This is a genomic window from Mesorhizobium dulcispinae (genome assembly GCF_033977345.1).
Classification (GTDB): Bacteria; Pseudomonadota; Alphaproteobacteria; order Rhizobiales; family Rhizobiaceae; genus Mesorhizobium; species Mesorhizobium dulcispinae.
Genome location: NZ_JAVIIY010000001.1, coordinates 206,527 through 219,580, shown reverse-complemented (window position 1 = coordinate 219,580; position 13,054 = coordinate 206,527). Strand labels below are relative to the sequence as shown.

At 64.9% G+C, this 13,054-nt stretch carries 11 protein-coding genes; 9 read left to right on the top strand and 2 right to left on the bottom strand.

Translation table 11 applies throughout. The features are described 5' to 3' along the window. Window positions 1-2: 2 nt before the first annotated feature. The 4 genes from RFN30_RS00970 to RFN30_RS00955 all read left to right on the top strand — a co-directional run bounded on the left by RFN30_RS00970 (window position 3) and on the right by RFN30_RS00955 (window position 4,820). A complete protein-coding gene (locus tag RFN30_RS00970) occupies window positions 3-893 on the top strand; it encodes a DUF427 domain-containing protein (RefSeq protein ID WP_320260272.1) in 891 nt (296 codons plus the stop codon). Window positions 894-1,235: 342 nt separating this feature from the next. Further along, window positions 1,236-2,558, top strand: a complete 1,323-nt coding sequence (locus RFN30_RS00965) for an NAD(P)H-dependent oxidoreductase (protein WP_320260271.1) — start codon at window positions 1,236-1,238, stop codon at window positions 2,556-2,558. Window positions 2,559-2,680: 122 nt separating this feature from the next. Next, window positions 2,681-4,165 (top strand): xylulokinase, encoded by a 1,485-nt coding sequence (locus RFN30_RS00960; protein ID WP_320260270.1) that lies wholly within the window; start codon window positions 2,681-2,683, stop codon window positions 4,163-4,165. A gap of 64 nt (window positions 4,166-4,229) precedes the next feature. Then, on the top strand, window positions 4,230-4,820 hold the full coding sequence (locus RFN30_RS00955) for a hypothetical protein (protein ID WP_320260269.1): 591 nt from the start codon (window positions 4,230-4,232) through the stop codon (window positions 4,818-4,820). A gap of 10 nt (window positions 4,821-4,830) precedes the next feature. Here the strand turns inward: RFN30_RS00955 and RFN30_RS00950 are convergent, their stop codons facing one another. Next, window positions 4,831-5,793: a sugar-binding transcriptional regulator gene (locus RFN30_RS00950; RefSeq protein WP_320260268.1), complete on the bottom strand. Its 963-nt coding sequence runs from the start codon at window positions 5,791-5,793 to the stop codon at window positions 4,831-4,833. Between the two features lie 238 nt (window positions 5,794-6,031). Here RFN30_RS00950 and RFN30_RS00945 point away from each other — a divergent pair, with 238 nt between their 5' ends. From RFN30_RS00945 to RFN30_RS00925, 5 genes are all read left to right on the top strand, one after another. After that, window positions 6,032-7,018 carry an ABC transporter permease gene (locus RFN30_RS00945; protein ID WP_320260939.1) on the top strand — a complete coding sequence of 329 codons (987 nt, stop codon included), beginning with the start codon at window positions 6,032-6,034 and terminating at the stop codon, window positions 7,016-7,018. Between the two features lie 113 nt (window positions 7,019-7,131). Continuing rightward, on the top strand, window positions 7,132-8,070 hold the full coding sequence (locus tag RFN30_RS00940; RefSeq protein WP_320260267.1) for a sugar ABC transporter substrate-binding protein: 939 nt from the start codon (window positions 7,132-7,134) through the stop codon (window positions 8,068-8,070). A 28-nt stretch (window positions 8,071-8,098) separates the two neighbouring features. Then, a complete protein-coding gene (locus RFN30_RS00935; RefSeq protein ID WP_320260266.1) occupies window positions 8,099-9,607 on the top strand; it encodes a sugar ABC transporter ATP-binding protein in 1,509 nt (502 codons plus the stop codon). Window positions 9,608-9,714: 107 nt separating this feature from the next. Next, window positions 9,715-10,479: an SDR family oxidoreductase gene (locus RFN30_RS00930; protein ID WP_320260265.1), complete on the top strand. Its 765-nt coding sequence runs from the start codon at window positions 9,715-9,717 to the stop codon at window positions 10,477-10,479. A gap of 9 nt (window positions 10,480-10,488) precedes the next feature. Further along, window positions 10,489-11,274, top strand: a complete 786-nt coding sequence (locus RFN30_RS00925) for a glucose 1-dehydrogenase (RefSeq protein ID WP_320260264.1) — start codon at window positions 10,489-10,491, stop codon at window positions 11,272-11,274. A 193-nt stretch (window positions 11,275-11,467) separates the two neighbouring features. Here the strand turns inward: RFN30_RS00925 and RFN30_RS00915 are convergent, their stop codons facing one another. Then, window positions 11,468-12,823 carry an LLM class flavin-dependent oxidoreductase gene (locus RFN30_RS00915; protein ID WP_320260263.1) on the bottom strand — a complete coding sequence of 452 codons (1,356 nt, stop codon included), beginning with the start codon at window positions 12,821-12,823 and terminating at the stop codon, window positions 11,468-11,470. Between the last annotated feature and the right edge of the window lie 231 nt (window positions 12,824-13,054).

Sequence of the window (13,054 nt, the reverse complement as noted above, 5' to 3'; positions counted from 1 at the left end):
TCATGGTCGCGCGCAAAGCCCTGGCTGCCAACGACGAAAAAAGGACGACTGCCATTCGCAAGCCTCATTTGCGCGGCCGCGGGCCGCATTTCCCGCTGCTCGACGCAATCGTGCAATACGAGTTCGAGCCGGGCTATGTCGCCTTCACCATGCCCTCGCCCAAGCGGCTGCGCGTGCAGGTCGGGCCGATGATCGTCGCCGACACCACCAAGGCGCTGGTGTTCTATGAGAGCGACCATCTGCCGGTCTACTACTTCCCGATGAGCGACGTGCGCGAGGAATTCCTGCTGCCGAGCAGGACGACGACGGAAGACCCGTTCAAGGGCACCGCCACGCATTATTCGCTGAACACCGGCATCACGCTGGTCGAGGATGGCGCCTGGCGCTATCTCGACCCGGTCAAGGGCTGCCCGCCGATCGCGGACTACATATCCTTCTGCTGGCCGAAGATGACGCATTGGTGGGAGGAGGACGAGGAGATCTTCGTCCATGCCCGCGATCCGTTCCGGCGCGTCGACTGCCTGCCCTCGTCGCGGCGCGTGCAGGTGATCCTCGACGGCGAGCAGGTGGCGGATTCACGGCGCGGCATCTTCCTGTTCGAGACCGGCCACCCGGTGCGCCACTATCTGCCGATCTCGGACACCAGGCTCGATATGTTCTCGCCCAGCCGCTACATCTCGCGCTGCCCCTACAAGGGCATCTCCAACTACTACCATGTGACGACGCCAAAGAAGCGGCACGAGAACCTCGTCTGGTATTATCCCGAGCCGGTGCACGAGGCCGAGCGCGTCAAGGGGCTGGTGTGCTTCCATCACGAGCTGGTCGACAAGATCCTGGTCGACGGGGTAGAGATTCCCAAGGAAGCGACGGCGGCTTCAGACGGGTATTTTTGAGCGGCTCTCTCAATAATCCAAGCAGCGTGAAATAGCAGCCGTCTCGTTCCTTCGCGCCGCCTCTGTCCTGCCGGGCATCTCCCCCACGTGGGGGAGATTGGCAGTTTCGGCGCCCCACTCGCTTTCAACATTGAAAAATTAGCGAAGGTCGCGATGACAGCCGATCTCCCCCCTTGTGGGGGAGATGTCCGGCAGGACAGAGGGGGGCGCTGTCCCGCCGGCCTTGAATTGATTCCTCAGGGCAATGCCCAAATCCCGGTTGAAATATTTTTCAAATAGAAATAGGAATGTTCAACCAATGACAGCGGCGCGGTGGCGCGCCAGTAAGTGGAGGAAAGCGACATGTCCCATCCGCAATTCGCAGCGGAACTCCTGCAGCGCGCTGAGAAACAGGGGCCGATCACCATCGGTCTCGCCGGCGCCGGGCAGATGGGAACGGATATCGTCGTCCAGGTAGCACTTATGCCGGGCATGCGCATCGGCGCCATTTCGGAAGTGCGGCCGCAGGTGGCGATCGATGCCGCGCTTCTCGCCGGCCACGACCGCTCTGATATCGTGCAGGCGCCCAACGCCGCGGCCATCGACCGCGCCATCGAGGCCGGCAAGATCGCCGTCACCGAGGACCTGCATGCGCTCGCCGCCGCCGGCCGCATCGACGTCATCATCGACGCCACCGGCAACCCCAATATCGGCACGCTGTTCGCGCTCGAAGTGATGAAGAACGGCAAGCATATCGTCATGCTCAATGTCGAGGCCGACATCACCATCGGCCGCTTCCTCAAGGAGGAAGCACGCAAGGCCGGCGTGGTCTACACGGGTGCCGCCGGCGACGAACCCGCCTGCACGCTGGAGATCATCGGCTTCGCCAAGAGCCTGGGCTTCAACATCGTCGCCGCCGGCAAGGGCAAGAACAATCCGCTGAAGTTCGACGCCATACCTGCCGACTACGAGAAGGAGGCGGCCGAGCGCAACATGAACGCGCGCATGCTGGTCGAGTTCGTCGACGGCTCGAAGACGGCGATCGAGATGGTGGCGATAGCCAACGCCACCGGCCTGGTGCCCGACGTGCCGGGCATGCACGGACCGACGGCGACGCTCGATGAACTGGCCAGCGTGCTCTGTCCGCGCGAGGACGGCGGCGTGCTGCATCGCAAGGGCGTGGTCGACTATTCGATCGGCAAGGGCGTGGCACCCGGCGTGTTCTGCATCATCGAGACCAAGCATCCGCGCGTCTTGGAGCGCATGATCGACCTCAAGGTCGGCAAGGGTCCCTATTTCACGATCTTCCGGCCCTATCACCTGACCAGCCTGGAAGTGCCGCTCTCGGCGGCGCGCGCCGTGGTCTACAAACGCGCCGACATGGAGCCGCTCGACCATCCGGTGGCCGAAGCGGTGGCGGTCGCCAAGACCAATCTCGGCACCGGACAGTCGCTCGGCATGATCGGCGAGAACGATTATCGCGGCTTCGCCATGACCTGGGAGGACGCACGCGCCAAGGGCGCGCTGCCGCTCGGCCTTGCCGAGCGCGCCAAGGTGGTGAAGCCGGTCAAGGCCGGCGATTTCCTGACCTATGAAAACTGTGTACCCGACGATTCGATGGTGATAACCCAGATCCGCCGTCGTCTCGACCAGTCGGACGGGCGGTTCGTAACCAACGCGGCCTAAAGCGCGTCGCGCTGAAACGGATCAGGCGACGCGCTTTAGGTCTTTGTTTTCATGCATGTCGTTTTCGCAAAATCGCTGCACACTTTTGCGCGACATGCATTAACCTTCCGGATCCTCGCCTGATGGACGATGTCGTAATCGGGATCGATGCCTCGACGACGGCCGTGAAGGCGATCGCTTTCACGCGCAACGGCGCGGAGCTCTTCCAGGCGCGTGAGACCTATCCGCTATCCAATCCGGCACCCGGCCATTTCGAGCAGGATGCCGAGCATTGGTGGACGGCGCTGCTGTCGGCGCTGAAGCAGGTCGCCGACAAGGTCGGCTCTTCACGCGTGAAGGCGATCTCGATCGCCCATCAGCGCGAGAGCTTCACGCTGATCGACCGCAGCGGCGAGCCGCTGATCCCCGCCATATTGTGGCTGGACGAGCGCGCCCGCCGCCAGGTGGCGCGGCTTTCGGCCGAGCTCGGCCGCGAGGCGATCCGCGACTGGAGCGGCAAGCCGCCGGACCCGACGCCGGCGCTTTATGCGCTCGCCTGGCTAAAGGAGCACAGGCCGCAGGCGCTGTCGGAAGCGGCTGCGCTGGTCGACGTGCATGCCTTCTTCGTTCACCGGCTCACGGGGCGGCTGGTCACCAGCACGGCAAGCGCCGATCCGCTCGGCCTGCTGGACGTCGCCAATGGCACTTGGCACCCAAAGCTGGTCGAGGCGGCGGGTTTGCAGCCAGAACAATTGCCGGAATTAGCAGCACCCGGCGCGACCTGCGGCACGCTTTCCGAAAGCACAGCATCGACGACCGGCCTGACGGCCGGCACGCCGGTGATCGCGGGCGCCGGCGACGGCCAGGCAATGGGCCTCGGCATGGGCGTCTGCGGCCCCGGAAAGAGCTATCTGTCGCTGGGCTCGGGCGTCGTCAGCGGAAACTATTCCGCCACGGTCACGACATCGGATGCGTTCCGCACGCTGGTCTCGCCGACCGGCACCGGCTTCATGCTGGAAACGGTGCTGCGCTCCGGCATGCAGCTGGTCGACTGGATCGTGCGCACCACCGGCGCGCCTTCGGCCGCCGTGCTCGAAAAGGCGGCGATGACTGTTGCCCCCGGCAGCGACGGCCTGCTCGTCATGCCCTATTGGGCCGGTGTCATGAGCCCCTATTGGGACGGTGCCGCGCGCGGCGCGATCGTCGGCCTGTCGCTCGACCACGAGCCGAAGCACCTCTTCCGCGCGGTGCTGGAAGGCATCGCGCTGGAACAGGCCATCGCCACCGACGCGATGGAAGAGCAGACCGGCAAGGCCGGCGCGATGGTCGCGGCCGGCGGCGGCACCAATTCCACGCTGCTGATGCAGATCATGGCGAGCGTGCTCGAGCGGCCGCTCTTCGTGTCGCCGGTCAACGAGGCGGCGGCGCTGGGTGCCGCCATGCTGGCGGCCTCGGCCATCGGCTGGTTCGCTTCGCCGGAGGATGCGGCAAAGGCGATGGCGGCACAGCCTGCGCGGCAAGTCGATCCCGTCGAAGCGCTGGTGCCAACCTATCGCGCCCGCAAAGAAATCTACCGCGACCTCTATCACGCGACGCGCGACATCCACGTGCGCCTGGGCTCGGTCTGACCAGCGGCGATTTGCGTCCGGCCCGACTGATGCTAGTTTGTCATGCGCGGCGGACGATTGCTCCATGAAAACAGCCTTTGATCTTGCGGCCCTTTCCTGGCTTGCCGCCATGATGGCAATGCCCGTGCCGGCGCTCGCCGGCGACAAGCCGGCGTTCGAGCTTGCGCTCGACATCGATCAGGACGGCGCGATGGACCGCGCCATGGTGATGCAGGACGATGGCGGTCCCGCCGATCTCTACATCTATCTGGCGACGGGTGAGGAAAGGCCCGATCCCTCGCGAAAGCCCGACTTCGTCAGGAAGGAGCTGACCGAGGACCGGATCCTCGACCTCGAAGCCAAAGGCAAGGGATCTCTGGCGATCACCTCCTGCTTCGGCTGCGGCGCCAGCAAATCGACAGAAGACACGCTCACCGTCGTCTATCGCAGCGGCACATTCCTGGTCGGCGGCTACAGTCGTAACTGGGACTGGAACATCCAGAAGTCAGACGGAACCGTCGAAACGACGATCGGCGATTGCGACATCAATTACCTCACCGGCAAGGCCACGGCTTCCAGAGACCTGGAGGACGGCAGGCCAGTCAAGGGCAGGTTCAAGCCCGTGCCGCTGAAGGACTGGTCCTACGAGAAGCGCCCCAAAATCTGCAGCTTCTGACCGAGGAATTTCAGCGGCTGAGCAGCCCCTTGGCCGCATCCTCGTCGGTGATCAGCACAGCAACCTTCGTATTGGCGAGCGCCGCGCGCATGACGGCGATCTTCTCCTGCCCGCCTGACACCAAAATAGTGGTCGGGATGTCGGAGAGATCCTGCAGCGGATAGGCGCAGACGCGGCGGTTGACCTCATGGTCCACGATGCGGCCCTCGGCGTCGATAAAATGGCAAAGGATATCGCCGACCGCGCCCGCGGCCTGCAATTCCTCCAGCTCGCTCGGCTTGATGAAACCGTAATTGGCGATCGGGCTGTCGTTCGAGAAAGAGCCGACGCTGAGCACGGCGATGTTGGCGCGCCGCGCGCGGAAGACGACGTCCTGGACGCTGCGCTGGCTCATGAAAGCGTCGCGCTGCTCCGGCCGGTCGGCATAGACCGGCACCGGAAGCAGATAGCATTCGGCGCCGATCTTTTCGGCGAATTCCCAGGCGCTCTCGGTCGGGTTGAGCGGCTGCGCGTGGGTGAGGCCACCAAGCATCGAGACCACCGTGGTCCTGGCGATCGGCCGCCTGGGCAATTCGTTGATGGCGAATTTCAGCGTGCGACCCCAGCCCAGCGCAATCACGTCACCGGGATTAACGTTGTCGGCGAGATAGGCGGCGGCGGCATGACCGATCATAAGCGGCGCGTTGCTCCTGTCGGCGGCCGACGGCACGACCACGGCCTGGTTAAGGCCGAAACGCTGCTTCAGGCTTTCCTCCAATTGCACGCATTCGACGACGCTGTCGCGGATGCGGAACTGAACAATCCCCTCCTCGCGCGCGGCGGAGAGGATGCGGTGCACCTTGATGCGGCCGACACCGAGAATCTCGGAGATCCGCTCCTGCGTCAGGCCTTCGACGTAGTAGTGCCAGGCTGCGCGCGCCTTGAGCTCGGCATCCGGAAAGCGAGAGGCTTTCTCGTTCTCGATCACCGCCATCCTTATGCCTCCCGCATGCGCTGAGCTTCCCTATGGCAAACCGTCGGTTCGCGCAAACCGCCGCCTAATGCGTCGCGGCACTTGACAATTTTCTGATGAACGTTTTAGCTGAACAAAATTGCATATCAAAGATAAATTGTTCACAAGGGAGGATGCCTGGTGAACAAGAGCGGACGGCGAGGCACGCCGGCCAGCTGACGGAGGAGACGAAGTGGCCGTGAGCAACGAGACGAGCGAGTTGAAGGCTGGCACCGGCGCCGCGCAGGCCGCGACCGGCGCAAAGCTTTCGGCGCTGTTTGCCGGAACGATGGGACCGCTGATCGGCCTGGTGCTTCTGTGCCTGGCGCTGGCGCTGACCACCGAGACCTTCCTCACGGTCCGCAACATCCTCAACGTGCTCGACCAGGTGACCGTGCTCGGCATCATGGCGATCGGCATGACGCTGGTCATCCTAATTGGCGGCATCGACCTTTCGGTCGGCTCGGTGCTGGCGCTGGCCTCGATGGTGATGGGCTATGTCGCCTACCCCGACTATCTCAATCTCGGCGTGCCGGTGGGTATCGCCGCGGCGCTTATTGTCGCCGGCCTCTGCGGCCTGGTCTCGGGCCTGCTGGTGACGGTGACGAAGCTGCCGCCCTTCATCGCGACGCTTGCCATGATGTCGGTGGCGCGCGGCCTCGCCAACATGATCACCGACGGCTCGCAGATCGTCGGCTTCCCGGACTGGTTCACCAACCTGTCGATCGTGCGCCACTTCGGCTTCCTGTCGGTCACCGTCGGGCTGATGATCGTGCTGGCGATCGTCTTCGCCATTTTCCTTAACTATCGCGCCACCGGCCGCAGTCTCTACGCGATCGGCGGCAGCGCCGAGGTCGCCCGCCTCTCCGGCATTCCGGTGAAGTCGCTGACCAACTGGGTCTATGCGATCTGCGGCCTGCTGGCGGGGCTCGCCGGCATCGTGCTCGCCGCCCGGCTCGATTCCGTGCAGCCGAGCTCGGGCGTCGGCTACGAGCTCGACACCATCGCCGCGGTGGTGATCGGCGGCGCCAGCCTTTCGGGCGGCATCGGCTCGATCGGCGGCACGGCGATCGGCGTGCTGATCATCGGCGTGCTGCGCAACGGGCTCAACCTGCTCGGCGTCTCGCCCTTCGTCCAGCAGGTGGTGATCGGCGTGGTGATCGCGCTGGCGGTTGCCACCGACACCTGGCGGCGCCGCAGGCAATAGGAATTCGCCCGGATGTCCGGGCGGAACGGATCGGTCGATCCGAGACTGGGACTGTCCGGCCGGGGGCGCCGCGATGCGCAGGCGGACAGATTGAACACCAACGGAGGAAAAACATGCTGACCAAACGTTCACTGCTGCTTGCGGCCGCGGCCATCGTCCCGCTGCTCGGCCTGTCCGATGCCGCCTCGGCCAAGGACGCCAAGAAGCTCGGTCTCGCCGTCGCCAATCTGCAGGCGGACTTCTTCAACCAGATCAAGCAGTCGGTCGAAGCCTATGCCAAGGAGAAGGGCATCGAGGTCATCACCGTCGACGCCAAGGGCGATTCGGCAACGCAGGTCAGCCAGGTGCAGGACCTCGTCACGCAGAACATCGACGCGCTGATCTACATCCCGGCCGGCGCCACCGCCGCCACCGTGCCGACCAAGACCGCGAAGGCCGCCGGCATCCCGGTGGTCAATGTCGACCGCAACGCCGACGGCGCGCCCGGCGACACCTTCATCGCCACCGACAGCGTCAACTCCGCCAAGGGCGTGTGCGACTACATCGCCAAGCAGGCTGGCGGCAAGGGCGAGATGGTGATCATCCATGGCCAGAAGGGCACGACGCCGGAAGTCGACCGCTCCAAGGGCTGCGGCGAAGCGCTGAAGGCCTACCCGGACATCAAGGTGGTCGGCGAGCTCTGGAGCGATCAGTGGCACCAGGACGAAGGCTTCAAGCTGGCGCAGGACCTGCTGCAGGCCCATCCGAATGTCTCGATCATCTTCGGCCAGGCCGACGCTCTGGCGCTGGGCGCCGCGCAGGCGGTCAAGGTCGCCAATCCCGACCACAAGATCTGGATCGCCGGCTTCGACGGCGACGTGGCTGCGCTGAAGGCGCTGAAGGACGGCGTGTTCGACGTGACCGCGACACAGCAGACGCAGGGCATGGGCCGGCTCGCCGTCGACTCGGCGATCAAGATCGTGGCCGGCGAAAAGCTTGCCTCCGATCAGCTGCAGGACGCGACGCTGACCACCAAGGACAATGTCGCGCAGTTCATCGAGAAGCATCCGTAAGAGCCGGCATCCCTGAGAGAGCGCCACGATGTCAACTGAACCTCGCCAAAGCGAAAGCCCGCATAACGGGCTCTTCGTCAACGGGCTGAGCAAGAGCTACGGACCAGTGCAGGTCCTGGCCGATGCGAGCTTCGAGGTGCGGCCAGGCGAAGTCGTGGCGCTGCTCGGCGAGAACGGCGCCGGCAAATCGACGGTCTCGAACATCATCGCCGGTTCGACCAAGCCCGATGCCGGCACCATTATCTGGCGGGGGAAGCCTTACTCCCCAGCCAACCCGGCCGCGGCCATCGAGGCCGGCGTCGGCATGATCCATCAGGAATTGAAGCTGCTGCCAGACCTGTCGGTGGCGGAGAACGTCTATGTCGGGCGCCTGCCGATGCGCGGCGGCCGCATCGACCGCGCGACCATGAACGCGAAAGCCTCGGCGCAGTTGAAGCGCCTCGGCCTCGACGTCTCGCCGGAGCGCAAGGTGCGCACGCTGCGCGTCGCGGCCCAGCAGCAGGTCGAGATCGCCAAGGCGCTGACGCTGAACGCCGAGCTTTTGATCCTCGACGAGCCGACGGCGGCGCTCGGCGGCGAGGAGACGGAGCTGCTGTTCCAGCAGATCCGCAAGCTCAAGGCCGAAGGCATGTCCTTCATCTATATCAGCCACCGCCTGGACGAGATCGCGCAGATCGCCGACCGCGTGGTGGTGATGCGTGACGGCCGCATCGTCGCCCGGCACGAGCGCGCCGATATCCCAGTGCGCACCGTGGTCGAGCAGATGGTCGGGCGCAGCGTCGAGCGCATGTTCCCGAGGCTGTCGCCGCCCGGCGGCAAGACGCTGCTCGAGGTCGAGAACCTGTCGTCGCCTGAGCGCAGTTTCAACAACGTTTCCTTCTCGGTGAAATCAGGCGAAATCCTCGGCATCGCCGGACTGATCGGCGCCGGCCGCACCGAGCTGGTACGGGCGATCGCCGGCGCCGACCCGATCTCTTCCGGCGCGGTGCGCGTCGCGGGTCAGCCGATCCATCTCAGCGGCCCGGCGGCGGCAATCAGGGCCGGCGTCGTGCTGGTGCCGGAAGACCGCAAGGAACAGGGCGTGGTGCTGGAACAGACGATCGGCGAGAACCTTGCGATCGGCAATTTCGACCATGTCGCTCCGAAGGGCTGGGTGTTCCCCAAGGCCGTGCAGAGGTTCGCCGAAGCCGGGATCAGTCGGCTCGGCGTGAAGGGTCGGCCGAACCAGGCTGTCTCAAAACTTTCCGGCGGTAACCAGCAGAAGGTGATCATCGCCAAATGGGTGTCGCGGCCGCCCAAGGTGTTCATCCTCGACGAGCCGACGCGCGGCATCGACGTCGGCGCGCGCGCCGCGATCTACGACGTCATCGCCGACCTCGCCCGGTCAGGCATGGCGGTGGTGGTGGTGAGCTCGGATCTCGAGGAGGTGCTGGGGCTTTCGCACCGCGTGCTGGTGCTGAGCCGCGGCCGCCAGCGCGGCATCCTCGACCGCGATGAAGCAAGCAATATCGCCGTGATGGAGCTCGCCACGAGCTGAGACACGGCAGATGGGAACAAAGCGCAGCAGGTGATATCCTCCCAGGCACCGGACCGCGTGGGGCGCCAGCCATGTTGGCGCCCCTTCATTTCAGGAGAGGGAGAGACATGAAACTGTTCGATCTTTATGGCGACGTGGCGCTGGTGACGGGCGCCGGCAGCGGCATCGGCCAGGCGATCGCCATCGGCCTCGCGGAAGCCGGCGCCGACGTCGCCTGCTTCGGCCACAGCTCGAAGGGCGGGCTGCAGGAGACGGCCGGTAAGATCGAGGCGCTCGGCCGCAAGGCGCTGGTGCTGACGGGGACGGTGACGTCCGAGCGCGACCTCGCGGTGGCGGTCGACCGTATCGAAAAGGAACTCGGCGCGCTGACGATTGCGGTCAACAATGCCGGCGTCGCCGGCGCCGAGCCGGCCGAGACGCTGCCGATGGAGAAGTGGCAAAAGATCTACGACGTCAATGTCAGCGGCGTGTTCCTCTCCTGCCAGGCCGAAGCGCGCGTCATGCTGCCCCGCCGCAAGGGCTCGATCATCAACATCGCCTCGATGTCCGGCTCAATCGTAAACCGGGGCCTGACGCAGGCGCATTACAATTCCTCGAAGGCGGCGGTGATCCACATGTCGAAGAGCCTCGCCATGGAGTGGGCCGATCGCGGCCTGCGCGTCAATGTGGTGAGCCCCGGCTACACGCTGACGCCGATGAACAAGCGGCCGGAAGTCGCCGAGCAGATAAAGATCTTCGAGCGCGACACGCCGATGGGCCGCATGGCGACACCGGAGGAGATGGTGGGGCCGACCGTGTTCCTGGCAAGCCGCGCCGCAAGTTTCGTCACCGGCATCGACCTCATCGTCGATGGCGGCTTCGTCTGCTGGTAGGAGAAAAAAGTGCAGAAGCGTTTCGAGGGAAAGACAGCGGTCGTCACGGGCGCCAGCGGCGGCATAGGGGCGGCCATGGCGAAGCGCTTCGCGGCGGAAGGCGCGGCTGTCGTGATCAGCGCCATCGACCCGCGCGTCGACGAAGTCGCTGCCGCACTGAAGGCTGCCGGCGCGAAGGTCGCCTCGATGCGCATGGATGTGACGAAGAAGGACGAGGTCGCAGCACTCTACGACCTCGCCGAGAAGGAGTTCGGCCGCGTCGACATCTCTATCCAGAACGCCGGCGTCATCACCATCGCCAGGATCGAGGCGATGACGGAAGCCGAGTGGGACAAGGTGATGGCGGTGAACACCAAGGGCGTGTTCCTGTGCTGCCAGGAAGCGATCTCCCGCATGCGCAAGCACGGCCAAGGCGGCCGGCTGATCAACACGGCGTCCGGCCAGGCACGGCAGGGTTTCATCTACACGCCGCATTACGCCGCCTCGAAGTTCGGCGTCGTCGGCATCACCCAGAGCCTGGCCAAGGAAGTCGCCAAGGAAAAGATCACCGTCAACGCCATCTGCCCCGGCATCATCGACACCGACATGTGGGCCTATAACGACACCGCCTGGGGCAAGCTGCTCGGCGACCACAAGCCGGGCGAGCTGATGGCGGAATGGGTGAAGAACATCCCGATGGGCCGGGCCGGCAGCGGCGAGGACGTTTCGGGCCTCGTCAGCTTCCTCGCCAGCGACGACGCGGCCTACATCACCGGACAGACGATCAATGTCGATGGCGGCCTGATCATGTCGTGAAGGCCCCCCATGGCCGTCGATGGACCATGCCAGCGTAACGCTCTGGCGCGGCAAGGACCGGGAAGACGGCCGGGCCGTGTTCAACCTGCTGGTCTTCCCCACTTTCGCCGAGAGCCTCTGGCACACCATGGTCGATGCGGCCGCCGAATATGGCCTGGCGACCGCGCATTCCGGGACCTCGGCTGACGACCGGTCAGCCGGCCTTGCGAGCGACCTCGCCCGCTGCCTCGAAGAAACGATTAGGTGGTCGCTTCAGGCCGAGATTCTCGCGCAGTGTCGATCCCTCATACTGTCGCCTGAAGAGGCCGCGCCGCTGCAGCTCCGGCACCACCTTCTCGACGAAATCGTCCAGCCCGGCGGGAAGATAGGGGAACATGACATTGAAGCCGTCGGAGCCTTCGGCGAGCAGCCATTCCTCCATCTCGTCGGCGATGGTTTTGGGCGTGCCGACGAAGGCGAGGCCCGAATAGCCGCCGAGCCGCTGCGCGAGCTGGCGGACCGTAAGGTTCTCCCCGCGCGCCAGTCCGACAACGCGTTCGCGGCTGCTCTTCGAGGCGTTGGTCTCGGGGATTTCCGGCAACGGGCCTTCAGGATCGAAGCCGGATGCGTCGTGGCCGAGCGCAATCGACAACGAGGCGATACCGCTCTCGTAATAGACCAGGCTGTCGAGCTTTGCCCGCTTGGCGCGTGCTTCCTCGACGCTGTCGCCGACGATGACGAAAGCGCCGGGGAGGATCCTGATGTCGTCGCGCGAACGGCCGAGCTTCTGTGCCCGTCCTTTCACATCGGCAAAGAAGCGCTGGCCGGATGCCAGGTCAGGCGGAGCCGCAAAAATGACTTCGGCGGTTTCGGCCGCCAGTTGCCGCCCGGCCTCCGACGCGCCGGCCTGCACAATGACCGGCCAGCCCTGAATGGGCCGGGCGATGTTGAGCGGTCCGCGCACCGACAGATGCTCTCCCTTGTGCGCCAGCACATGCAGCTTCGAAGGGTCGAAATAGAGTCCGCTTTCAGCGTCGCGAACAAACGCATCGTCGGCGAAGCTGTCCCACAGCCCGGTCACAACGTCGTAGAATTCTCGCGCCCTGTGGTAGCGCTCGTCGTGCTCGACATGTTCGTCGAGGCCGAAATTCAGCGCGGCGTCCGGGTTCGACGTCGTGACAATGTTCCAGCCGGCGCGCCCGCCGCTGATATGGTCCAGCGAAGCGAAGCGGCGCGCAATGTGGTAGGGCGCATCGAAGGTCGTCGAGGCGGTGGCGATCAGGCCGATGTGGTCGGTGACGGCGGCAAGCGCCGACAGCAGCGTGAACGGCTCGAAGGAGGTCACAGTGTGGCTGCGCCGCAAGGCCTCAACCGGCATGTTGAGCACGGCCAAATGGTCGGCCATGAAGAAGGCGTCGAACTTCGCTGCTTCAAGCGTCTGCGCGAAGCGCTTCAGGTGAGCGAAATTGAAGTTGGCGTCGGAATAGGCGCCCGGATAGCGCCAGGCGCCGGTGTGAAGACTGACGGGGCGCATGAAGGCGCCGAGACGCAATTGCCGTTGTTGTGCCATAGGAAAAATCCAGCGATGACGAGCGTTGCTGCTCCGATATCGCCGCAGGATCGGCTCGCTTCCGCCTGTTGGAAAGGAATCCTGTTTTGTGGAACCCGTGCCGTAGAGCATTTTTCGCCCGGCACGGTTGCCTGTGATGCGGATCATCCGCCACCGGCTTTCACCGATGGCGAATGATCCGAGGTTGCCACCTGTCTCCTTATTTCAGCATGATCCTTTCCGAACCGCAGG